Annotated in this window: 25 protein-coding genes; 23 read left to right on the forward strand and 2 right to left on the reverse strand. The window is 26.3% G+C overall.

All coding sequences use genetic code 11. The annotated features are described in order from the left end of the window. The first annotated feature begins 185 nt into the window (after positions 1 to 185). Positions 186 to 335: a hypothetical protein gene (locus CLOACE_RS11815; protein WP_175429460.1), complete on the forward strand. Its 150-nt coding sequence runs from the start codon at positions 186 to 188 to the stop codon at positions 333 to 335. Between the two features lie 33 nt (positions 336 to 368). On the opposite strand, the gene speE is transcribed toward CLOACE_RS11815, so the two are convergent. Further along, the gene (gene speE / locus CLOACE_RS10055; RefSeq protein ID WP_070110987.1) at positions 369 to 1,196 is read right to left on the reverse strand and encodes a polyamine aminopropyltransferase; all 828 of its coding nucleotides are present in this window, start codon (positions 1,194 to 1,196) and stop codon (positions 369 to 371) included. A gap of 299 nt (positions 1,197 to 1,495) precedes the next feature. Here speE and spoIIAA point away from each other — a divergent pair, with 299 nt between their 5' ends. The 6 genes from spoIIAA (at position 1,496) to spoVAE (ending at position 5,345) form a co-directional block, all read left to right on the forward strand. Further along, positions 1,496 to 1,831 carry an anti-sigma F factor antagonist gene (gene spoIIAA / locus CLOACE_RS10060; protein WP_070110989.1) on the forward strand — a complete coding sequence of 112 codons (336 nt, stop codon included), beginning with the start codon at positions 1,496 to 1,498 and terminating at the stop codon, positions 1,829 to 1,831. A 16-nt stretch (positions 1,832 to 1,847) separates the two neighbouring features. Then, on the forward strand, positions 1,848 to 2,279 hold the full coding sequence (spoIIAB, locus tag CLOACE_RS10065; protein WP_070110991.1) for an anti-sigma F factor: 432 nt from the start codon (positions 1,848 to 1,850) through the stop codon (positions 2,277 to 2,279). 9 nt (positions 2,280 to 2,288) lie between these two features. Then, positions 2,289 to 3,041 (forward strand): RNA polymerase sporulation sigma factor SigF, encoded by a 753-nt coding sequence (sigF, locus tag CLOACE_RS10070; RefSeq protein ID WP_070110993.1) that lies wholly within the window; start codon positions 2,289 to 2,291, stop codon positions 3,039 to 3,041. Positions 3,042 to 3,470: 429 nt separating this feature from the next. After that, a complete protein-coding gene (gene spoVAC / locus CLOACE_RS10075; RefSeq protein ID WP_070110995.1) occupies positions 3,471 to 3,926 on the forward strand; it encodes a stage V sporulation protein AC in 456 nt (151 codons plus the stop codon). Between the two features lie 26 nt (positions 3,927 to 3,952). Continuing rightward, the gene (gene spoVAD / locus CLOACE_RS10080) at positions 3,953 to 4,960 is read left to right on the forward strand and encodes a stage V sporulation protein AD (protein WP_070110997.1); all 1,008 of its coding nucleotides are present in this window, start codon (positions 3,953 to 3,955) and stop codon (positions 4,958 to 4,960) included. Positions 4,961 to 4,985: 25 nt separating this feature from the next. Further along, positions 4,986 to 5,345, forward strand: coding sequence for a stage V sporulation protein AE (gene spoVAE / locus CLOACE_RS10085; RefSeq protein WP_070110999.1), 360 nt, complete (start codon positions 4,986 to 4,988; stop codon positions 5,343 to 5,345). Between the two features lie 41 nt (positions 5,346 to 5,386). On the opposite strand, the gene CLOACE_RS10090 is transcribed toward spoVAE, so the two are convergent. After that, the gene (locus tag CLOACE_RS10090) at positions 5,387 to 7,705 is read right to left on the reverse strand and encodes a transglycosylase domain-containing protein (protein WP_070111032.1); all 2,319 of its coding nucleotides are present in this window, start codon (positions 7,703 to 7,705) and stop codon (positions 5,387 to 5,389) included. Positions 7,706 to 7,895: 190 nt separating this feature from the next. Between CLOACE_RS10090 and yunB the strand changes: the two genes are divergently transcribed. The 16 genes from yunB to CLOACE_RS10170 all read left to right on the forward strand — a co-directional run bounded on the left by yunB (position 7,896) and on the right by CLOACE_RS10170 (position 22,550). Beyond that, positions 7,896 to 8,561 carry a sporulation protein YunB gene (gene yunB / locus CLOACE_RS10095; protein ID WP_242866464.1) on the forward strand — a complete coding sequence of 222 codons (666 nt, stop codon included), beginning with the start codon at positions 7,896 to 7,898 and terminating at the stop codon, positions 8,559 to 8,561. Positions 8,562 to 8,710: 149 nt separating this feature from the next. Then, positions 8,711 to 10,495, forward strand: a complete 1,785-nt coding sequence (gene hflX, locus CLOACE_RS10100; protein ID WP_070111003.1) for a GTPase HflX — start codon at positions 8,711 to 8,713, stop codon at positions 10,493 to 10,495. Positions 10,496 to 10,717: 222 nt separating this feature from the next. Beyond that, positions 10,718 to 11,614 (forward strand): nucleotidyltransferase domain-containing protein, encoded by an 897-nt coding sequence (locus tag CLOACE_RS10105; protein WP_070111005.1) that lies wholly within the window; start codon positions 10,718 to 10,720, stop codon positions 11,612 to 11,614. Positions 11,615 to 11,641: 27 nt separating this feature from the next. Further along, complete coding sequence (gene pdxR / locus CLOACE_RS10110; RefSeq protein WP_070111006.1) at positions 11,642 to 13,066, forward strand: MocR-like pyridoxine biosynthesis transcription factor PdxR; 1,425 nt, start codon at positions 11,642 to 11,644, stop codon at positions 13,064 to 13,066. Next, a complete protein-coding gene (locus CLOACE_RS10115; protein ID WP_070111008.1) occupies positions 13,059 to 13,724 on the forward strand; it encodes a HEAT repeat domain-containing protein in 666 nt (221 codons plus the stop codon). The genes pdxR and CLOACE_RS10115 overlap by 8 nt, the downstream gene beginning before the upstream one ends. A gap of 4 nt (positions 13,725 to 13,728) precedes the next feature. Further along, on the forward strand, positions 13,729 to 14,379 hold the full coding sequence (locus tag CLOACE_RS10120; RefSeq protein ID WP_070111010.1) for a YigZ family protein: 651 nt from the start codon (positions 13,729 to 13,731) through the stop codon (positions 14,377 to 14,379). 168 nt (positions 14,380 to 14,547) lie between these two features. After that, positions 14,548 to 15,288, forward strand: a complete 741-nt coding sequence (locus CLOACE_RS10125) for a YebC/PmpR family DNA-binding transcriptional regulator (protein ID WP_070111012.1) — start codon at positions 14,548 to 14,550, stop codon at positions 15,286 to 15,288. Between the two features lie 157 nt (positions 15,289 to 15,445). Beyond that, on the forward strand, positions 15,446 to 16,351 hold the full coding sequence (locus CLOACE_RS10130; protein ID WP_070111014.1) for a tyrosine-type recombinase/integrase: 906 nt from the start codon (positions 15,446 to 15,448) through the stop codon (positions 16,349 to 16,351). 14 nt (positions 16,352 to 16,365) lie between these two features. Beyond that, positions 16,366 to 16,548, forward strand: coding sequence for a hypothetical protein (locus tag CLOACE_RS10135; RefSeq protein WP_070111016.1), 183 nt, complete (start codon positions 16,366 to 16,368; stop codon positions 16,546 to 16,548). A gap of 723 nt (positions 16,549 to 17,271) precedes the next feature. Continuing rightward, complete coding sequence (locus CLOACE_RS10140; RefSeq protein WP_070111018.1) at positions 17,272 to 17,661, forward strand: RNase H family protein; 390 nt, start codon at positions 17,272 to 17,274, stop codon at positions 17,659 to 17,661. A 1,074-nt stretch (positions 17,662 to 18,735) separates the two neighbouring features. Beyond that, the gene (locus CLOACE_RS10145; RefSeq protein ID WP_070111020.1) at positions 18,736 to 18,927 is read left to right on the forward strand and encodes a helix-turn-helix domain-containing protein; all 192 of its coding nucleotides are present in this window, start codon (positions 18,736 to 18,738) and stop codon (positions 18,925 to 18,927) included. Positions 18,928 to 19,264: 337 nt separating this feature from the next. Then, a complete protein-coding gene (locus CLOACE_RS10150; protein ID WP_070111022.1) occupies positions 19,265 to 19,831 on the forward strand; it encodes a capsid assembly scaffolding protein Gp46 family protein in 567 nt (188 codons plus the stop codon). Positions 19,832 to 19,906: 75 nt separating this feature from the next. Beyond that, positions 19,907 to 20,737 carry a hypothetical protein gene (locus CLOACE_RS10155; RefSeq protein ID WP_070111024.1) on the forward strand — a complete coding sequence of 277 codons (831 nt, stop codon included), beginning with the start codon at positions 19,907 to 19,909 and terminating at the stop codon, positions 20,735 to 20,737. 98 nt (positions 20,738 to 20,835) lie between these two features. Next, complete coding sequence (locus CLOACE_RS11820) at positions 20,836 to 21,105, forward strand: helix-turn-helix domain-containing protein (protein ID WP_070111026.1); 270 nt, start codon at positions 20,836 to 20,838, stop codon at positions 21,103 to 21,105. Between the two features lie 96 nt (positions 21,106 to 21,201). Beyond that, positions 21,202 to 21,453, forward strand: a complete 252-nt coding sequence (locus CLOACE_RS10165) for a hypothetical protein (protein WP_070111028.1) — start codon at positions 21,202 to 21,204, stop codon at positions 21,451 to 21,453. A gap of 311 nt (positions 21,454 to 21,764) precedes the next feature. Continuing rightward, complete coding sequence (locus CLOACE_RS10170; protein ID WP_070111030.1) at positions 21,765 to 22,550, forward strand: hypothetical protein; 786 nt, start codon at positions 21,765 to 21,767, stop codon at positions 22,548 to 22,550. The last annotated feature ends 67 nt before the right edge of the window (positions 22,551 to 22,617 follow it).

The raw sequence follows: 22,617 nt of genomic DNA on the forward strand, positions 1-22,617 counted from the left end.
AAGTATTCACTCCTCTTTGTTGTGTATTTTTGGTGGTACTTAAATATTCGACATTTTGGGGTGAATTTCCTTTTTGAATAATAAAAAAGTTAGTAAAATCAATGATTATAAAATATGAAATTTACTCAAATAGTAAAGTATACGAATTTTATTTTAAAAGTTTTGCTAAAAAATTGGGGGATGATTTGTATGAGTATTATCCTAATACACTTATGAAACTATGTATACCAACTATGATGGATTACCAAAATATTCATCATGATTATTTATATAAATTTTTCGGATTTACTGATAAAGAAGTTGAAATAATAGAAGAGTCAATAAATACTAAATAATAAGCAGTATATTTTAAAATATACTGCTTATTATTATTTAAGTAAATCTTCTACATACTTAGGTAATACAAAAGAAGCTTTGTGAAGTTTTTTTGTATAATATCTAGTATTTAAATTTGGAACTTTAGATAAGTCAGCATTTTCAGGGTCATGCTTTTTAGATCCAATAGTAAAACTCCAGTATCCACTAGGATAAGTTGGAATAGCAGCCATAAATATTTTGGTTATAGGAAAAGCTTCTTTAGCATCATCATATATTTGTTTAACTTGATTTGGTAAGTAAAAAGGAGTTTCGGTTTGTGCAACAAAAATTCCATCTTCAGTTAGACAATTAAAAATTTCCTTGTAAAAGCTTCCACCGAATAATCCTTCAGCAGCACCAAAAGGATCTGTTGAATCTACTATAACAACATCAAATTCGTTTTTATGTTCATGAACATATTTAATTCCGTCTCCTATAAATATTTCACATCTAGGATCATCAAGTGCACAACTTATTTCAGGAAGATATTTTTTACATTCTTTTATAACATCTTCATCTATTTCGCATAATACAGCTTTTTCTACTGAAGTGTGTTTTAAAATTTCTCTTATAGTTCCTCCATCACCGCCTCCAACTACAAGAACTTTTTTTGGATTTGGATGTGTAAATAGAGGTATATGAGTTATCATTTCGTGATATACATATTCGTCATTTATTGTAGTTTGAACAATTCCATCTAGTAGTAACATTCTACCTAAAGCATAAGTGTCTACAATAGCTAAATCTTGATATTTAGTTTTTTTTCTTACTAGAGTTTCTTTTACTTTATAAGTCATTACTGCATCGCCAATTTGAGATTCTTTTACCCACATTTCCATTAGCAAATTACCTCCATATATAATTAATTATAAAATTATTGTCCGTAGCCATTATAAATGCTATTTTCAAGTATATGAGAGTTAAATTATGTAGTTACGGAATAAATACAGATAATATTATATCAGTAGCATTTATAATTTACAAACAAAATAAATAATTTTGTGTATAAAAATATTTATTTTGGAAAATATAAATAATAACTAATAATATTAAAAAAAGAAGGAAAATAATGTAATATATAGAATATATAATACAGTGCACTCAATTTTATAAAAAATAAAAACTGGGGGGAAGAAAAATGTTAATAGACTTTGAAAAAAAAGAGGATAAGCTTATTGCACATTTAGTTGGAGAATTAGATCACCATAGTGCGGAAGAAGTTAGAATTAAAATTGATGATAGGCTACAAAGAGATTTAATAAATAAACTAATTATGGATTTTTCTAAAGTAACATTTATGGATAGCTCTGGAATAGGTGTTGTTATAGGAAGATACAAAAAATTATTATTAAAAAATGGAGTAGTTTGTATAACTAACGTGAAAGAATCTGTAAAAAGAGTTTTTGAATTATCGGGGATGTTTAAAATAATTCCACTTTATAATAGTGTAGAAGAAGCTTTAAAAAACATTTAATGGGGGGGAATATTTTATGTATGAAAACATGATGAAGATAGAATTTCTAAGTAAATCACAAAATGAAAGCTTTGCAAGAGTGGCTGTGGCTGCTTTTGTATCTCAACTAGATCCTACTGTAGAAGAAATAACTGACGTTAAAACTGCTATTTCTGAAGCTGTTACAAATTCAATTATCCATGGATATGATAACAAAGAAGATGAAATTGTTACAATTGAAGGTTTTATAGACAAAAATGAATTAACAGTAATTGTAAAAGATAATGGAAAAGGTATAGATAATGTTAAATTAGCAATGCAACCTTTATATACATCTAGACCGGACTTGGAAAGGTCAGGAATGGGTTTTACTGTTATGGAAACTTTTATGGATAGTTTACAAGTTCAATCAGAAAAATATAAAGGAACAAAAATTATTATGAAAAAAGTATTTAAATCTATAAGTTAGGTGAAAAAGATGAATAGTCAAGCTTATAAAAAAAATAATTATGAGGATAATATAAGACTTATACTAGAGGCTAAAAAAGGGAATAAGAATGCTTTAGATAATGTTGTAGAAAACAATTTACCCTTAGTTTCATCTATAACTAAAAAATTTTTAAATAGAGGGTATGATTATGAAGATATATTTCAAATAGGGTGCATTGGCTTGATAAAAGCTATAAAAAACTTTAATACAGACTATAAAGTTAAATTTTCTACTTACGCTGTACCTATGATTATAGGAGAAATCAAGAGGTTTTTAAGAGACGATGGATTTATAAAAGTAAGTAGAAGTCTTAAAAGTACTGCTAGAAAATTGCACTATGATAAAGAAGCTTTAGCAAAAAAAATAAAAAGAGAGCCTACTATTGAGGAGCTTTCAGATTACTCTGGCATAGAAGTAGAGGAAATAGTTGTTGCTACGGAATCTTCTATGGGACCTCAATATTTATATGATGTTATACATCAAGATGATGGAGCACCAGTTTTACTTATAGATAAAATAAGCGAAAATACACAAGATGATAATGATATTATAAATAGCATAGCTTTAAAAGAAGCGTTGAGAGATTTGGATTTAAAATCCAGACAAATTATAATATTAAGATACTTTAAAGATAAAACTCAAATGCAAGTTGCAAAAATGCTTGGTATAAGTCAAGTTCAAGTATCTAGAATAGAGAAAAAAGTATTAAAAGTTATGAGAAAAAAACTAGAAGATAATTAATAGGTTTTTGAATAAAAATAATTTGCAGATAGAAAATAATTAAAAATGAACTGTACAAAAATAACAAGCCCACCAGCATAAATAGAGTCTGTAAATAAATCATTTCATTAAGACAATCTAAGAATAAAAAATAAAAAACTCCTACCCAATTTATGCCCCGTCCTTGGGGCGGAAATTGGCTCATCACGTCCTGTGATGAATTACGGAGTTTTTTATTTTTTATTCTAAGATTCTCTAAAATTCATTCAAATTATTTACAGACTCTATTTATGCTGGTGGGCTTGTTATTTTTGTACAGTTCATTTTTAATTATTTTCTATCTGTAAATTATTTTTATTCAAAAACCTATTCAAAATGTTACGTATGTATTATATATTAATTTATTGGAAATAATAAAATAACAAAAATAAATTAAAGGAGTGTTCAAGGGTGGCAGTTAATGAAAAAAAAATAGAAAGTAAATTTCAAGACTTATCTAATCAAACTCAACCGGAACCTCATTTATTAAAACATTGTATAAATGCCTTTGTAGTTGGAGGATTAATATGTGATGTAGGTCAGTTTTTTACAAACTATTTTTTAAATATTGGAATAGCAAAAGATGATGTAGGAACTTATGTATCCATAGTTATGGTTTTTATAGGTGCATTTTTAACTGGATTGGGTGTATATGACAAAATAGCTAGTTTTGCAGGAGCAGGTACAGTAGTTCCTATAACAGGATTTTCAAATTCTATTGTTTCTCCTGCTATGGAATTTAAAAAGGAAGGTTTTGTATTTGGAGTAGGAGCAAAAATGTTTACTATAGCAGGACCAGTTTTAGTATATGGAATTAGTTCTTCCGTAATAGTAGGAATTATATATTATGTAATTAGCCTAATGTAGTTTATTTTAGCTTTGGAGGTATGATAATGATTAAGAAGAGAGGGAAGCAAACTGTTAAATTAGAAAGTAAACCTAAAATTATAACTACAACTAGTATAGTAGGTCCTAAAGAAGCAAAAGGACCTCTTAAAGATTATTTCGATATAAAATTAAAAGACGAATTAAATGGAGAAGATAGTTATGAAAAAACTGAAAGCTATATGATATATACGGCTATAATGGAAAGTATAAAAAAAGCAAATTTACAGCAAGAAGATATAGATTATTTGGTTACAGGAGATTTGTTAAATCAATTAACTGCTTCTAGTTTTGCGGTAAGAGCAATAGATATACCGTATTTAGGTATATATGGAGCTTGTTCAACTATGACAGAGTCTTTAAGTTTGGCATCTATGCTTATAGATGGAGGTTTTGCTAATTATGCTATAGCAGCTACATCTTCTCATTTTGTTTCTGCAGAAAGGCAATTTAGATTTCCGTTAGAATATGGTGCTCAAAGAGCGGTAACTTCTCAATGGACTGTTACAGGAGCAGGTTCTATGTTACTAGGAAAAGAAGGAAATTATCCTTATGTTACTCATGTAACAATAGGAAAAGTAAAGGATTATGGTATAACTGATTCTAATAACATGGGAGCAGCTATGGCACCGGCAGCAGTAGATACTATAAAACAGCATTTTCAGGATACTGGAAGAACACCTAATTATTATGATTTAATAGCTACTGGCGATTTAGGTAAGGTAGGAATGGATATAACCAATGAATTACTAAAAGAGTACGGATATGATGTGAAAAAAAATTATACTGATTGTGGATATGAAATATTTTATAGAGATGAAGAAGGGGTAAATGCTGGGGGAAGTGGTTGTGGATGTTCAGCTGTAGTTGACTGTGGATATATATATAAAAATATGCTTAGTGGAAAACTTAAAAAAGTTTTATTAGTTTCTACAGGAGCACTTTTAAGCACTACTTCTTCTCTTCAAGGAGAAAGTATTCCAGGAATAGCTCATGCAGTAGCTGTAGAGTATTAATTTTTAGTTTGGAGGATAGAATATTATGGTGGATTATATTATTTCTTTTGTAGTTGGAGGAATTATATGTGTAATAGCTCAAATACTAATGGATAAAACTAATTTAACTCCTGCAAGAATATTAGTGAGTTTTGTAACTATAGGTGTATTTTTAGGTGCTTTAAACATATATGATATTGTAGTGGAATATGGAAAAGCTGGTGCAACAATACCCCTACCAGGTTTTGGATATAATTTAGCTAAGTCCACTATAAAAGAAGTAAATAAGGTAGGATTAGTAGGAGCTTTTACTGGAGGAGTTAAAGGTAGTGCTGGAGGTGTTAGTGCGGCAATAGTATTTGGATATGCTATGGCAATATTGTTTAATCCTAAGTCTAAAAGTTGATAAAAAACAGTAGCTGAAATTTAGCTACTGTTTTTAGTTAATTATTTATTTGTTTTTGGAGATTCAGTATTTAAATTAGTTTCTGTATTATTAGATTTTTTAATAATATTATTATCTGTATTATTATTTTCATTTATATTATTATCTTTAGGTGAATCTAAATTATTATCAATATCTAAATTATTTTTATGATTATCTTTATGTTTATCTTTATCCTTATCTTTAATATTATTATCTTTTATATTTTTATTTTTAAATTTATTATAGGAGTTTGGAACAGTGCAGTATTCTCCAGGTTCTGTTCCTTCAATAAATAATTCTGTATATATATTTGAACAATTGCCATTAGGCAATTTTCCAGAGTCAGCACATACAAATACTCTAGAAATTCCCGTTGGTTCAGGTATTTCTTTATAAGGTAAATTTTTGTGGGCAGATTCCATTATATTACCCCAAATTCCTGCTGCCGTGCCACTAGATATACCACTACATATAGTATTATCATCATTTCCAATCCATACAGCAGCGGAATAATAAGGTGTAAGTCCGCAAAACCACAAGTCCTTCATATCACTAGAAGTTCCAGTTTTTCCTCTTGCCATAGAACTGAAGTTAGCTTTAGCACCAGTACCTTGAGAGCTAACAGGACCTTTTAATAAATCATACATTATGTAGGCACTTTGAGGGGATAAAACTTTTTTTGATAAATGTTTATTTTCTAAAACTATATTACCATCCCTATCTACTACTTTACTGTATAATTTAGGTTCAGTATAGTTTCCGTTATTACCAAAAACCCCATAAGCTGCAGACATAATTAATGGATTAGTACCAGAATGTAATTGTCCTAAAGATAAAGCAGCAATACTACTTTTATCCTGTGAATCTAAAACTAATCCAAACTTTTCACCATAAGATGCTCCTACATTTAATCCTATATTATGCTCTAATTTTACTGAGATTACATTAATAGAGTGAGTAATTGCTGTTCTTAATGTTACATCTCCACGGTAAATATTAGGACTGTTTTTAGGATTATAAGGCACTCCATTAGAAGCATAAAGTTCAGATAAATCTCTAGACAAAGGTGCATCCTTCATAGATGTAGCTGCTGTAGATTTTTTGGAATCTATAGCAGGACCGTATACGGTTAATGGTTTTATACTTGAACCTGGTGGTCTTAAAAAGCTATTAGAAGCAGCTCTATTGTATGACCTTGGTGGTTGAGAGCCTCTTCCTCCTATAATAACTTTTACTGCTCCAGTATGATAATCCATAATAACACAGGAAGCTTGAGGTTGAATTATATTATTTCTATCTATGTTATTACCTAAACTGTTATTTAATATTTCTTGTGTTGAATTTTGCATTTCTTTATCCATAGTTGTAAATATTTTTAATCCACCATACATTAATAAATGTTCTGCTTCTTTATCAGTGTAATTATATTTAGATTTTAAATCTTTTTTTACTTGTCTTATAGTTGGTAAAGTAAACCACTCATTATTCAATTTATTTGATGAATCAGGAGGTGGATTAAAACTTATATTATTTTGCTTTAAATTCATTATACTATCATTATATTGAGATTTAGATATATATCCATTTTCATACATTTTAAAGAGAACTAATTTAGTTCGGTTTAAATATCTGCTAGGATTTTCTTTAGAGGCTTTGGAAAAAGGATAGTATATTGATGGACTTTGAGGTATACCTGCTATAAAAGCACATTGTATTAAATCTAAATCTTTAGCACTTTTATTAAAATATTGTTTTGCAGCAGATTCTACACCGTAAGCACTACCACCTAAATAAATTGTATTCATATAAGAACCTAAAATTTGCTCTTTAGATAAAAGTTTTTCTAATTTTAAAGCAATATATATTTCTTGAATTTTTCTCTTAAAAGACACTTCTGATGTTAATATAGTATTTTTTATAAGCTGTTGTGTAATAGTTGATGCACCTTGTAGTCCGGATTTTTTTGTTATTTTATTTTTTAAATTAATAAGTGTAGCTCCGGATATTCTTTTTAAATCTATGCCTTTATGGTTATAAAATCTTTCATCTTCAATACTAATAAAAGCATTTTTTAAGTCTTCAGGCATTTCATCAAATTTTATTACAGTTCTTTGTTGATCAGTTACTACTTTATCCATAAAGTTATCTTTATTGTCATAAAGAATAGAAGGTTCATTTAAGCTTAAAACTGCATTTACATCTAGAGGTGGAGCCGTCTTTATAATGGCCATAGATATTCCTGTAGCTAAAGCTGTAAAAATTAGAAATACAACTAGTATAAAATTTAATATAACTTTAAACGTATTAAAACGGGTCTTTTTTTTCTTTTTTTTACCCATTTTCTTTTGTACCATAGCTTTCCTCCTAAAAATATAATAATTTTAAAATATTATAACATAAAAAAATTTATTTATAAAAGATATATAAAATGTATATTCTCTATTTTATCATATAAATATTTTTTTATATATTTAAATTAAATATATTGTTTATATTAGCATATAATTAAATATATTATTTAATTAGGAAGTGATACATATAAAAAATATTAAAACGAAATTTTTTATTATATTTTTAACTGCAATATTGCTTTGTAGTATTTGTTTATATGAATTAGATAAGACATTAATGCCTGTTGTAATGTCTGTTGCAGATTTAGAAATTAGAGCTAAGGTAATGAAAATTATGAATGTAACTATATCTAATGAATATAGTGAACAATTTAATTATAATGAAATAATAAATATAGAAAGAGATTCAGAAGAAAATATAAATATTATTAATGCAGATACTTTAAAAATGAATAAAATAGCTTGCGATGTAGCTATAAAAGTACAAAATGAGTTGAATAAATTAAAAAAAATTGGTGTAATACTTCCATCTGGATATATATTTAAAAATAATTTATTAGCACAATATGGTCCAGATATAAATATTAATGTAGAACCTGTAGGATATGTAGAAGCTAGGTATTTATCTAACTTTGAAAGTGTAGGTATAAATCAAACTAGACATAAGATATATGTTGAACTAAAAACTAATATGAGAATAGCAGTACCCTTAGAAAAAAATGATATAGAAATAAAGAGTCAAATACCTATAAGCGAAACTATAATAATTGGAAAAGTTCCAGATACTGCTATAAATATGGATTTAGATAATACTAAGTTTAAATTAAAAAATAAGTATGAATAAAAAATATTTGATTAGATTCTATAAGGTGTTTGTATTTAACTTGTGTTTACAACAATGTTCTTATAGTATAAAATTATATGAAAGTTGAGGGTATTTACATTACAATTATTACAAATAATAAAATATATTTTTACTAAGGAGTGGTAATAGTGATATTTGGAAATATTCATGGCATAAAAAAATCAATTATAAATAAATTAGAAAGTATTTATGATATATCTATAGATAAAGACCAACTTATAAGTAAAGAAATTGTAGATATTATTTGGGAAGTTACATTAACATTAAATAAAGAAATAAGTGTGGCAATAGATAGAAAAGGAAAAGTAGTTAGTATATCTATAGGGGATAGCAATACTGTAGAACTTCCTTTTATTGATGTAAAGGAAAAAGGTTTATCTGGTATTAGGATAATACATACTCACCCTAATGGAAATCCTAATCTCTCATCTATTGATATATCTGCTCTTATAAAATTAAGGTTAGATTGTATTGCAGCTATTGGAGTGAATGTAGAAGGGGTATCTGGTGTTGTACTAGGATTTTGTTATGTAAAAGATAATAATATTGTAAGTAAATTAACTAATAAAATTACATTAGAGGAGGCATTAAAATACGATTTAATAAGTACTATAAAAGAATCAGAAAAGGTTTTAAAACAAGTTGAATTAAAAGAAGATAATGTAGAAAAAGCTATATTAGTAGGTGTAGAAAATTTAGAGAGCTTAGAGGAATTAAAAGAACTTGCTAAAGCTTGTGAAGTAAAAGTTTTACACAAAGTACTTCAAAAAAGAGAAAAAATTGATTCGGTTTTTTATATAGGAAAAGGCAAAGTAGAAGAAATTGCACTTTTAAGACAATATTATGGAGCAAATGTTATTATTTTTGATGATGAACTTTCAGCATCACAAGTAAGAAATCTTGAAGAATATATAGGATGTAAAATAATAGATAGAACCACATTGATTTTAGAAATTTTTTCAGCAAGAGCTAAAAGTAGGGAAGGTAAAATACAAGTAGAACTTGCCCAATTAAAATATAGACTTCCACGACTTTCAGGATTAGGTGTGGTATTATCTAGAACAGGAGGTGGAATTGGCACTAGAGGTCCTGGAGAAAAAAAATTAGAAATAGATAAAAGACATATAAAAGAAAGAATATATGATTTAACAAAAGAATTAGAAAAAATAAGAAAAAATAGAGTAGTTCAAAGAAGAAATAGGAGTGATATGCAAAATATTTCTTTAGTAGGCTACACTAATGCAGGAAAATCTACTTTAAGGAATAAATTATGCTATATGGCAGCAGCTAAAGAGTATTCAAATAAAGAAAAAGTTTTTGAAGCAGATATGCTGTTTGCAACTTTAGATACAACTACTAGAGCTATATGCCTTCCAGATAATAGAACTGTTGCATTAACAGATACAGTTGGTTTTATAAGGAAATTACCTCATGATTTAGTAGAAGCTTTTAAATCTACTTTAGAGGAAGTTATTTATTCAGATTTATTGCTACATGTAGTTGATGTTTCTTCTTTAGAATGTATAAAGCATATTAAAGCAGTAGAAAAAGTTTTAAATGAGCTTAATGTAAAAAATAAATCCAGTATTTTAGTATTAAATAAAATAGATAAAGCTTATGAAGAAAATATATTAAATGTAAAAGAAATGTATAAAGATAAAATTATAATAGAAATATCTGCAAAAGAAGAAAAAAATTTAGATTTGCTTTTATTAAAAATTGCACAGTCATTACCGCAAGTACTAAAGGTTATAAAAGTGTTAATTCCCTATAAAGAACAATCTATGGTGGCTTTTTTATATAGAAATTCTAAAATACAAAAAGAAGAATATAAAGAAAATGGAACTTACATAGAAACTTTAGTAGATAATGAAGTGTATAATAAATGTAAAAATTATATTTTTAATGAATAATTTAAATATAAATAAAAATCACAAAAACTGCATTTATAGTTTTAGTTTTTGTGATTTTTTATGAATTTAATTATTCAAATTGCATTTTTATGTTGAATTAAAAATTTTAGAAATATACTTTAATGAAACATTATTATCAATTATGATGTATTTATACAAAAATTAATATATAATAAAATTAATTAGAATAATCAAAATTAATTTTAAAGGGTGAGAAAAAATATGGAAAAAAGTATAACAGAATATCAAAAATGCTTTAATAGTATAGTATATAGATTAAAAAAAAATGAATTTGTTGTTGCAATATTAGTTTTTGGAAGCATGGTTAATGGTGATTTATGGCATGGATCTGATATAGATTTTCTAATAGTAGTAAATGATGAAAATTTAAGTATAGAAAATATTTATACAGATGAAAATGGTATTCCTGTGCATTTAAAGGTTACGGGTAAAAAAGCATTTATTAGTATGTATAAAGATAAATTATTAAGAAAAAAATTTAATTTATTGTTTCGATCTTCCAAGTTAGTGTTTTCTAAAGATAAAGACATAATAGCTCTTTATGATAATGTAAATTATTATAATGATTTAGATAGAGAAATATGGAATTTAGCTTATTTAGGAAAAATTCTTAAATATATGAGTATATGCAAAAAATATATAGCTAATGATAGAGTATATAGGGCATATGTGTTATCAATAAAATGTTTAGAACAATTTGCAAAATTATATGTAAATCATTCTGGATACATAGTCAGTAAAGATGCAATAATTGTAGCTATGAACTTAGATGATAATTTTAAAAATCAAGTAGAAGATTTATTTTTTAGCAAATCTAATAAAATTGAAAGTGTGAAAAATATTATAAAATTTTTGGATAATAGCATTAATGAAAATATAATGGAGTATACTAGATTTTTAGTAGAATACATAAAAGGTAGAGAAAACCCATTAAGTGTAGAAGATATAAAAAAAGAAGAAGTATTTGCTAATTTTCATATAAATATGAAAGATATATTGGTTAAATTGTGGGAAAAGAAAATAGTGAAAAGAAAGAAAAAAGATTATAAAGTAAATAAAAATATTGTATTATTTGAAGAATGGGCATATTTTTTATAAAATAAATTTAAGAATAGGAAGATAGTTATGGAAAAATATTTATTATACTTTAATAATGAAGAAATTCCTAAATATGTACAAATAGCAAAGCATATAAAAAATCTTATAGATAGTAATAATATAAAAGATGGAGAAAAGTTACCTTCTATTAGAAAATTATCTAAATTTTTAGAGGTAAATAATGTAACAATAGTTAATGCATATAAAAAATTAGAAATGGAAGGATATGCTTTTCAAAAAATGGGCAGTGGAACCTATGCAAAAAGAAAAGATGTAACAAGAAAATATAGGAAACAATATTCGGATATATTAAAAACTGTTTCTAGCAATAATATAAAAGATTATATTGATTTTACAGGTGAAATAGCTTGTACTGAGTTTTTTCCTGTAGATTCTTTTAAAAATGTTATAAATGAAGTTTTAGATAGAGATGGAGTAGAAGCATTAGCTTATCAAGAGACTTTAGGTTATGAAGGGTTAAGAAATAGTATAAGTAAATTTTTTTGGAATAATCATAAAGATATAGATGATATACTTATAGTTTCAGGAGCACAGCAAGGTATTGATATAGTGTCTAAAGCTATTATTAATGTAAATGATAAAGTCATAGTGGAAAAACCTACATATAGTGGAGCGTTATCTGTATTTAAGTGGAGAAGAACAAATATATTTGAATTGGAAATTCATGAAAATGGAATAGATTTAGATAAATTTGAAAAAATATTAAAAAAAAATAAAGTAAAGTGTTTTTATACTATGAGCTATTTTCAAAATCCTACTGGTATGAGCTATAATTTAGATGAAAAGAAAAAAATTCTTGAAATGGCTGAAAAATATAATTTTTATATTATAGAAGATGATTATTTATCTGAATTAATTTATGATAGTAATATAGAGTATAAAAGTTTTAAAAGTTTAGATGAAAATGACAGAGTTATATACATAAAGAGTTTTTCTAAAATATTTTTACCAGGTATAAGAATAGGATATTTAATATCTCCTAAAAAATTCAAAGAAGCTATTCAAAACTCTAAAGTGAATACGGATATATCTACATCTAGCCTTATGCAAAGAGCTTTAGATTTATATATAAATAAAGGTTTTTGGAAAAAGTACATAAATAATTTAAAAATAGTGTATAAGGATAGATATGAATTTATGAAAATGTGTATAAATAAAATATTATCAGATAAAGTTACTTTTTTTGATCCAGGAGGGGGGCTTCATTTTTATTTAAAAATAAATGATAATATAAATATAGACTGTATGAAGCTTTTTAATGAGTGTAAGAAGAATAAAATTTTAATTACTCCGGGAATTTTATTCTATAAAAATATCTACCATGGTAAAAAGTATTTTAGAATTAGTTTTTCGCAGGTTGATAAATTAGAAATAGAGAAGGGAATAAAAATAATAAATTCTCTACTTGAAATGGGGAATAAATATGAATAATAGTTTATTAAAATTTAATTGGAATAGTATTGAAAGTTATTCACAAGAACAAATAACCTATTTTTTATATTTAGAAGGAAAAACTGTAGAAGTTATATGTAAAATAAGAAATTTAGATAAAGAAATTGTTAAGCAGCATATTTTAAATGGAAAAATTAAGTATGGTATTTTAGCTAAGAGTAGTAATGAAAAAGATTTATTTAAAATTATGTGCAAGTCAGGAAAACAAGATAAAATTGATACATTAAACAAATTAGATGATGTTAATAAGGATAATTTTATAAAGTTTATAAAAGATAACTATACAGATATGAGAACAAGGGAAAAAGAAGTAGCTGTTTGGATAATTGGTGAATTAAAAAGTTTAGAATGTAAAGATATATTAGTTAAGGCATTAGTACATAATCATGTTAATGTAAGAAGAATGGCTGTATCAGCTATGGGAAAAATACAAAATAATATTTTTGAAATAGCTTTAATAAGGGCACTTAGTGATGAAAATTCTCAAGTAGTTTATTATGCAATAAAAGCTTTAATAAAAATTAAAAGTGAAAAGGCTTTAGATAAAATAAAAAATATATATGATAAAACTGAAAAGAGCTATTTAAAAAAATTATGCAAAAGTTTTATAGAAGACTTAGAAAATAAAGGGGAGTAGTAATATGGCTTATATAACCATAAAAGATGAAGCTTCAGCACAATTTGAAGAGAAAAAATCTGTATTTATTGGATATGTAAAAAGAGTTGGCAGTGAAGAAGAGGCAAGAGAATTTATAAATAATATTAAAAGCATAAATAAAGAAGCTAGACATAATGTTTATGCTTATATAATAGGAGAGAATATGGGAATACAAAGATATAGTGATGATGGAGAACCTCAAGGTACAGGAGGTATTCCTGTATTAGACGTTATAAAAAAAAATAATGTTACAGATGCAGTAGTAGTAGTTACAAGATATTTTGGAGGAATACTTTTAGGAACTGGTGGTCTTGTAAGGGCTTATTCTAAAGCAGCAGCTATGGCTATAAAAGAAGGTGGCATAGTAGAAAAAGTAAATGCCTGTCCATTAAATTTAACTATAGATTATGATTTAAATGGGAAAATACAATATTTGTTTGGCAAAAATTCATGGCATATAGAAGATATAGAGTATACAGATAAAGTAAATATAAAAATGTATTGTGAATTAAGTAAAATAGAAAAGATTAAATGTGATATTATAGAATGTACTTCTGGAAAGTGTAGTATAAAATTAGGAAAAGAAGATTTATATTTTAAGCTTGAAAATAGGCTATATAAAATAATTAATTAATTTATAATAAAGGTATTTAAGTTTGAACTAATATTAATTTATATGGTATAATTATTGAGGTATTTTATTATTTATCCTAGATTAACCTGTTTGTTTTAAAATTAAAGTTTTAATATGAATTTAAATTAATAAATTTTATATAAAATTAAAGATTAGGAGGCTAAAATAATGTCAGGACATTCAAAGTGGCATAATATACAAGCTAAAAAGAGTAAAAATGATGCTAAAAGAGGAAAAATATTCACAAAAATAGGAAAAGAATTAATTATAGCTTCTAAAAATGGAGGTTCAAATCCTGAAACAAATGCTAAATTAAGAGATGTTATAGCTAAGGCAAAAGCTAACAATATGCCTCAAGATACTATAACTAGAGCTATAAAAAAGGGAGCAGGAGAACTAGAAGGAGTAAGTTATGAACAAATAATATATGAAGGTTATGGACCCTGTGGAGTAGCAGTAATAGTTGATGTATTAACAGATAATAAAAATAGAGCGGCAGGAAATATAAGACATGCATTTGATAAAAATGGTGGAAATTTAGGAGCAACAGGATGTGTTGCTTGGATGTTCCAAACTAAAGGTGAAATAGTTATTGAAAGAAAAGAAGATATGGATGAAGATGAAATAATGATGCAAGCTTTAGATGCTGGAGCAGAAGATTTCATTCCTTCTGAGGAAGTTTTTGAAATAATTACTGCTTTTGAAGAATTTTCATCAGTAAGAGAAAAATTAGAGGAATTTGGATATGAGTTTATATCTGCAGAAGTTGCAATGATTCCAGATAATACTGTAGATGTTACTATAGAAGATTCACCTAAAATACAAAAACTTATAGATGCTCTTGAAGATGATGATGATGTTCAAAATGTTTGGCATAATGCTGAATTTCCAGAGGAATTTGAAGGATAATAGCAATATCAACGGTTTAACGAGGTTGAATAAAAAATTTTAATCTTAAAAATTGAAGAGTTTAAGGAACACTTAACAAAAAACGTAACAAAATGTTAAGTAATATAAATACCTTCTTTGTAAAGTATATTGTACTTGCAAAGGAGGTATTTATATTTTGCAAATAAAAGATGCAGTTAGAGAATACATCTATGAAATTACAATAAAAAATTATGCGAAAAGAACAATCAAAGGTTATAAGAATAATATTTTAAAGTTCACTAAATACATTCAAGATGAATTTGAAATTACAGAACTTGAAGAAGTAAGTAAAATTCATATTAAAAAATATTTATCTTATTTACAACAAAAAGGATTAAGTGAAGTTTATATAAATAACATACTAAAAAATATTAGAAGTTTCTTTAAATATTGTCAAGCGGAAGGTTACTGTATTAACGTAGCAAAAAAAGTTAGTTGGTTAAAAGAAAAGAAAGTTATTATTAAAACTTTCAATGATAAAGAAATAAAGAAAATGTTAGAAGTATATTCTTATAAAACTTATATTCAAGCAAGGAATAAATGTATAATTGCAACTTTGATTGACACAGGAGTACGAAACAATGAATTATGTTCTTTGACTAGATTAGATGTAAGAGAAACAGTAATTTATATACAAGGTAAAGGCAATAAGGAAAGAGTAGTTCCAATAAGTCCATATCTTAAAAAAATAATGATTAAGTATGAAAGGATTAGAGATGTTTATTTAAAAGATAATATTTTACATTATAATAATTATTTTTTAAGTTATAGAAATAAACCTTTAACAATAGAAGCGGTTGAGCGAGTTGTTAAAATTGCAGGAGAGAAAGCAAATGTAAGAAAAGATATAAGATGTAGTCCGCATACAATAAGACATTATTTTGCACAGACACAGTTAAAAAATGGATTAGATGTATATAGTTTATCGAGGTTGTTAGGACATGAGAGTATTAATATAACAAAGAGATATTTAGAAAGTTTAGAAGATAAAAACGTGGTTGAAATGAGTATCAAGACCAGTCCATTAATGAATTTAAGATGAGGAGGTAGAAAAAAATGACTAAACAAGAATTATTTAATTATTATTACAATTTAATGTCAGAAGAATATAGACAAGAAATAAAAGATTTTGAAAATTTTAAAATGAATAATGTTATTAATTCCATAAAAGTAAATTTTAAAAATAGAGATTGGATTAGAGTATATCAGAAATTAGATGGTACTGTGGAATGGTATTAATTAAATAATGTTAGACGTGGCTTGTTTTCTACTACATAGCGTACTAGAAAGCGATAAGAGGGTTACACGTTAGATTTATAGATAAAAAATAAAGGTAGTTCACATCTACCTTTTCAATTAAATATCACTAAATACTTAATTCAATAAAATTAAATATTGACCAAAATATTCAATTCCTCTTGATTATATCATTTTCAAAAAATATAGTCAAGTAGGGTTTGTTTCCTATACCCTTTTTTAGGGGATTAGGTGTTGTGGTTAAAGGAATAACACAATTAAATAAAAAACTCATAGTTATGGACTTATTAGAATTAATAATAAGTAACTATATGGTGGGCGTAAGAGGGTGATACGCCCTCGGTGAACCTGTTGGTTGGCACAGGGGAGGAGGGCAAAAAACTCATTGTACAAGGATAACGTAGTGTTGCTCATATGAGCAGAGGGATTATCTAAAATCTTGATAGTGGCACGAAATGAGCGAGTTAAGGTAGAATTACCTTTGAATAGATAACCGTAATCGTGAGATTATGGTGGTGTATACGGATACCTCAGATGAAAAAGGGGAATTACAATACACCTTCTTAAATTCTAGGATAAAACTATATTCTAGGATTTAGGAGGGAGGGAATTCCGTTTCCTAGAATCCCCTAGGGAATTATTTTAAAAGATTAAAAAATATAGTAAAATTAAATAATAACTAAAATAAATAATATAGGTGATTATATGAAAGAAGTAAATATGTATGTAAGGGGTTCAAGAAATATTGAAAGAGAAGGTACTTATAAAGTAATACTAGAATACAAAGGATATAGAAAATTGATAGAAGGTAAAGATATAAATACGACTTCAAATAGAATGTTAATAATTGGAGTAATAAAAGGAATAGAAGCTTTAAAAGAGCCATGTAAAATAAAAGTATATAGTCATACTTATGTTGGCTTTGGAAAAATGAAAAGTAAAAAAGGTAAGGAAATAATTGGAGTAAGAAATAGTGTAAATAAAGATTTGCTACTAATTCTCAAACAAACAATAAAAGATGGAGGGCATATTGTAGAAGAAAAGCTATTAAAAAATCATAAAGAAATTTTTAATAGCTTACTTAATACCCTCTAAACCATTGATGCTACGTAGAAAAAACGTCAATTTTAAGAGTTGTATAGAAAAATGAATAATGATAGGAGAAAGAGAAATTGGAACGATTATAAAGGGTGTAGTTTAGGTAGTAGAAAAATACAACAAAAATAGAAAATAACCACCAAACTTGAAATCTTCTAAACCATTGGTACTAGTGGGTTTAGAGGGTATAAAAATAAAATTGTGCAAATCCTTATAGTGTAAGAGAATAATAATGTTATTTTAAAGAAAAGAAAATAAAAAAATGATAAAAATTTTGAGTAAAAAAATCACCTCCTAACGTAGTCATACCAACAAGTTTCGGACTTTTGATAGACGTGCTTTAATAGGAGGGAGTACCAAAAAAATATGAAAAATCAATAAAACAAGATTCGGACGAAATAGAAACCACCTCTAAACCATTGATACGACTACGTTTGAAGCACATCGTTAAAAAATAAGGATTTTTACAAACATACGCTAAACCGTTGGTATGACTAGGATAAGACCACTTTTGTTCTGTTCCTATTAGGGAGGACTATCAAATAAAACTAAATATTGTCCTTCATGTGCTAGGGAAATAAAGTTAAAACAAACAAGAGATATAGCAAAGAAAAGTATGAGAAAATTAAGAAAAAAAAGGAATGTTAAGAAAATAGAAACCACCTCTAAACCATTGATATGACTACATTTGAAGGTACTTTTTCAAGAAATGTGCCGATTTGTATAGTGTAGTAGAGAGAAGAACAAAAAAAGAAAATTTAAAAATGAGCATCCAAAAAATGGATACTGGATGTTGATTCTTAAATTTTTTATAGTGTTTTTTTTCGAACACTAACTAACTATTAATTTTTAAAAGTTCATTAAAAAAGGCGTAGTTTTTAAAAACTACGCTATTATTTTGAATATTAATTACATTAATATATATATATATTGGAAATTTTTGTTTGATTTCTTAGAAGGGTACTCTTAGAAGGGTACTCCTTTTATTTTATTTTTTTAAAGCAACTTTTATTGGTGTAAATATATATAAATTAAGTATAAATTAAGTTAAATTAAGGAGAGATTAAAAAAATGGAAGGAGAAATAATAAGAAAAAAATTAAAAAATTATGTAAGAAAAACTGGAATTAAATATAATTATATAGCTAATAAGATTAATATACACAAAAGTACATTATCGCATTTTATAAATGCAGATAGAAAAGTATCTAAACAAACTATTAATAAAATAAAAAACTACTTAGTACAAAATAATATAATTTAGAAGTACGTTAAACCGCATTGCTACGTCAAAAAAATGGCAATTTTAAGAGTTATATAGCAAAATGAGTAATTATAAGAGAAAGAGAAACTAGAACGATTTAAACAAAGATTATTTTATTCCATATTTACATAGCAAATAAGACCTTGTAAGGCACTTTATTGTTTACTAGACCAATTATACCTATTATAAGTTAAAGTGCCTTACAAGGTCTTATTTGTGGTGTAGGTATGGAATTTATTAAATTAATAAAAAAATAAGGGTTTTATAGTAGTAACTTATTCCTCAAAAGTGTGGAAAAAGGGATTATTATAAGAAACTTAAAGAGGAGGAATTTATTATGGAACAAGAAAATTTAAATTTAGAAACTACAGAAGAGGTATTAAACACAAAGGAAAATAAGGAAGTAGAAGAAGTAAAAACATTTACAAAAGAAGAATTAAACAAAAAATTACAAAGTGAAACTGATAGGGTTAGGACAGAATACAGTAAAAAAATAAAGGATATGGAGAATAAAATAAAGGAGCTTACTCCAGTAGAAAAAAGTCCTGAACAAATTGAACTTGAAAACAGAATAAGAGCATTAGAAGATAAGGAAAAAGAGGTGCAAGCAAAAGAATTACAGTTAAAAGTATCTGAAACTTTAACAGATAACGGTTTACCTTCACAACTTGCTAATTTTTTAAGATTAGAAGGGGTAGAAGATGTAGAAAGTTATTTAGGAGAAGTTAAAGAGGTTTTAACTAAACATATTAATAATTCTAGTTTAGATAACTCTTATAAACCAAACAAACATAATGCAACTAAAGACACAATTACAAAGGAACAATTTACTAAAATGTCTTATATGGAGAGAATGAATTTATTTAAATCAAACGAGGAACTTTATAACAAATTAAGCAAGTAATTAAGGGGTGTGCCTATTTTGGGCTACCCCTTTATAAATAAAAATAAATTTAAAAATGAAAGGAAGTAGATTTATATGGCAAATTTAATAGTACCAGCAGTTTACGCTGGATTAGTAAGAGAAAAATTCGAGGGAAAGGTGAAAATAGCGGGGTTAGCAACAAATTTAGGAATACTTAAAAATACAACAGTTGGTGATACTGTAACGTTCCCAAAATTTAAAACAATTTCAGATTGTGAGGAAGTTGTAAAAGGAAAACAATCTACAATATCAGAATTAGAACAGACATCAAGCCAAGCAAAAATTAAAATGATTGATAAAATAGTAAGAGTATATGATATTGATGATATGACCGCGATGGGTAATCATATCGAAGAAGCAAGTAAACAACAGGCAATAGTTTTTGCTAGAAAATTGGATAAGGATTTAGTAGAAGAAGCTTTAACAAGTCCTTTAAAGAGTGCTACTGCTAACGCTAAAGCAATAACTGCAGACGAGATAAATCAAGCATTACTTTTATTCGGAGATGAACAAGATACTGATGAAATGGCGGGTATAGTAGTTAATTCATTAGTTGCATCTTCATTTTACAATATGAATGAATTTGTAACAAGTAGAACAGATACTATGTCTGGTAATGGAATTGTAAGGAATGGTTGTATAGGATTCTTCCGTGGAATTCCAGTTTTTATGGCTGACCATGGCACATATGATAGCACAAAAAATGAAGCAGTATCTTTTATTATAAAGAAAAACTCTTTAGCTTATATGGAAAAAAGAGATATAGATATTGTAGAAGAAAGAGAAGAAAAACTTCATTGCTCTGACATTGTTGGAGATTACATATACGCTTGTAAGTTAATAAACGATAGCGGTGTAGTAGTTTTAAGAAAGACAATAGCATAGTACATACATATAGGAGGGTGGGAATTTCTCACTCTCCTTAAATTTTAGGTCAGATGTTAATGTAAAAATAAAATAAAAAAAGAAAGGAATTGATATAAATGCTAAGTGCAGAAAAATTAAAATTTTTAAGATTATTACACGGAATTTCACAAATAGAACTAGGAAAAGAGTTAGGAATTTCTAAAAATTATATAAGTATGGTAGAAAACAGAAAAACCTCCTATAGCGAAGAATGGGAAGAAAAATATATAAATGCAGTTTACAAAATTGCAGAAAAAAAGAAGAATGAAAAAAATATAGATAAAGTAGAAGAAATGGCTAAGGAAGTTAAAACTAAAAAATCAAATAAAAAGGAAGGTGAAAAATAATGAATATAGCAATATTAATAGTATTTTTAGTTTTTATATTTGTTTTTACAAAAGACATATTAAACAATAAATAAATAATAGAAAGAAGGAATAAAAATGGAAAAAATATTAAGAAATTGGAACAATAAAAAAAAAATCGACAATTATGTGTATTTTATAGACAAATATGACAATACATTAAAGCAATTAGATTTAAGCGATTATTCTGTGTGTAGTGTATGCGATTTAAGAGAAATAGAAAAAGTTGAATATAGCAAAGAATATAACAATATACTAATAGATTTAAAAACAGAAAATGAAGAAGATGTAAATTATTTAATAATAAATAAATTTGGAGTAGAATGTTAAAAAATAAAAATCAAACAAAATTAAATTAAAAAATGAAAGGAAGTGAAAAAATGAGAACTTACAATATAGCTCTCTTACTTTAGTCCATAAATAAAAATGAGATTAAAGTGGGAGTTTTAAATTTGTATAGAAAAAATTATTTTAAGAAAGACGATAAGACCACATTTGTTCAAAAAAAGGAGAGAACTGGACAAAAAACTATAAATACAAGAAGGAGATTTATAAATGTTTGAAATAAATAAAATGTTTAAAACATAATCGGTAGGACTTCAAAATGTAGCAAAGTGTGAGAGGTATACTTCTCATTCAGTATGAAAAAAGAAATCAAACAAAAGTTTCCAAAATTTTGTCAAGAAAATCTTATGAAAGAGGAAAATCTATGTTTAAGTGATGATATAGATAGTTTATTTAGTTGTATAATATTACAAAAATTATTCCCAAACTTAAATATAGATGTTTTTTATGATTTTAATAATCTATATAAAACAGATGCAGAAGTAAAAAAATGTATCGGAGTTGACATGGATTTAGTAAGGGGTAAATGTTGGGGAAATCATGTAACAGTAAATAACCCTAAATCAGCAAATTTAAATACAATATTGAAAATAGGTAAATCAAATTATACAGAAAAGTTTGCGGGAAGTACACTATTAACAATATTATCTTATTATAATATAGATTTATCTAATCTTACAGAGAAACAATTAGAATTGCTTATATCTATAGATGTAGCTTTTAAACAATATTATTTTAATAAAGATATATTTAAAAAATATTATGATGAAATATTAGAATATCCAATTTTTACAAAAATTGTAGAAAAGCATGATGCAGATTATTTCTATAACATAATAAAAGAATACAATTTACACGAACATATTTGGGTAGATATATTAGATAATACTTTAAGAACTAGAATTAAATTGGACAAGTTAGGAGAATTATTTCCTAGTTTGTCTTTTAATTTGCCTAAAAATCAATTTAAAGTACATAGAAGTTTTAAAATAGTTCAATCAAGTTACCTAAAGCACGATGAAGATGAAATTTTCAGTTGTGCGAGAACTTACAAAAATGCTTTAAGATATAGTATTAAATAAAAAAAGGTAAAGTAATTGGGGGGGAAGTGTCGGATAAATCCTCCACTTTTAGCACCCCCCCAACCCC

Origin of the sequence: Clostridium acetireducens DSM 10703 (genome assembly GCF_001758365.1) — a bacterium.
Classification (GTDB): Bacteria; Bacillota; Clostridia; order Clostridiales; family Clostridiaceae; genus Clostridium_C; species Clostridium_C acetireducens.

Bases quoted from the DNA above. Each gene is read 5' to 3' on its own strand.
- speE (WP_070110987.1), bottom strand. From the start codon at position 1,196: ATGGAAATGTGGGTAAAAGAATCTCAAATTGGCGATGCAGTAATGACT.
- spoIIAA (WP_070110989.1), top strand. From the start codon at position 1,496: ATGTTAATAGACTTTGAAAAAAAAGAGGATAAGCTTATTGCACATTTA.
- spoIIAB (WP_070110991.1), top strand. From the start codon at position 1,848: ATGTATGAAAACATGATGAAGATAGAATTTCTAAGTAAATCACAAAAT.
- sigF (WP_070110993.1), top strand. From the start codon at position 2,289: ATGAATAGTCAAGCTTATAAAAAAAATAATTATGAGGATAATATAAGA.
- spoVAD (WP_070110997.1), top strand. From the start codon at position 3,953: ATGATTAAGAAGAGAGGGAAGCAAACTGTTAAATTAGAAAGTAAACCT.
- spoVAE (WP_070110999.1), top strand. From the start codon at position 4,986: ATGGTGGATTATATTATTTCTTTTGTAGTTGGAGGAATTATATGTGTA.
- CLOACE_RS10090 (WP_070111032.1), bottom strand. From the start codon at position 7,705: ATGGGTAAAAAAAAGAAAAAAAAGACCCGTTTTAATACGTTTAAAGTT.
- CLOACE_RS10105 (WP_070111005.1), top strand. From the start codon at position 10,718: ATGGAAAAAAGTATAACAGAATATCAAAAATGCTTTAATAGTATAGTA.
- pdxR (WP_070111006.1), top strand. From the start codon at position 11,642: ATGGAAAAATATTTATTATACTTTAATAATGAAGAAATTCCTAAATAT.
- CLOACE_RS10115 (WP_070111008.1), top strand. From the start codon at position 13,059: ATGAATAATAGTTTATTAAAATTTAATTGGAATAGTATTGAAAGTTAT.
- CLOACE_RS10120 (WP_070111010.1), top strand. From the start codon at position 13,729: ATGGCTTATATAACCATAAAAGATGAAGCTTCAGCACAATTTGAAGAG.
- CLOACE_RS10125 (WP_070111012.1), top strand. From the start codon at position 14,548: ATGTCAGGACATTCAAAGTGGCATAATATACAAGCTAAAAAGAGTAAA.
- CLOACE_RS10135 (WP_070111016.1), top strand. From the start codon at position 16,366: ATGACTAAACAAGAATTATTTAATTATTATTACAATTTAATGTCAGAA.
- CLOACE_RS10140 (WP_070111018.1), top strand. From the start codon at position 17,272: ATGAAAGAAGTAAATATGTATGTAAGGGGTTCAAGAAATATTGAAAGA.
- CLOACE_RS10145 (WP_070111020.1), top strand. From the start codon at position 18,736: ATGGAAGGAGAAATAATAAGAAAAAAATTAAAAAATTATGTAAGAAAA.
- CLOACE_RS10150 (WP_070111022.1), top strand. From the start codon at position 19,265: ATGGAACAAGAAAATTTAAATTTAGAAACTACAGAAGAGGTATTAAAC.
- CLOACE_RS10155 (WP_070111024.1), top strand. From the start codon at position 19,907: ATGGCAAATTTAATAGTACCAGCAGTTTACGCTGGATTAGTAAGAGAA.
- CLOACE_RS11820 (WP_070111026.1), top strand. From the start codon at position 20,836: ATGCTAAGTGCAGAAAAATTAAAATTTTTAAGATTATTACACGGAATT.
- CLOACE_RS10165 (WP_070111028.1), top strand. From the start codon at position 21,202: ATGGAAAAAATATTAAGAAATTGGAACAATAAAAAAAAAATCGACAAT.
- CLOACE_RS10170 (WP_070111030.1), top strand. From the start codon at position 21,765: ATGAAAAAAGAAATCAAACAAAAGTTTCCAAAATTTTGTCAAGAAAAT.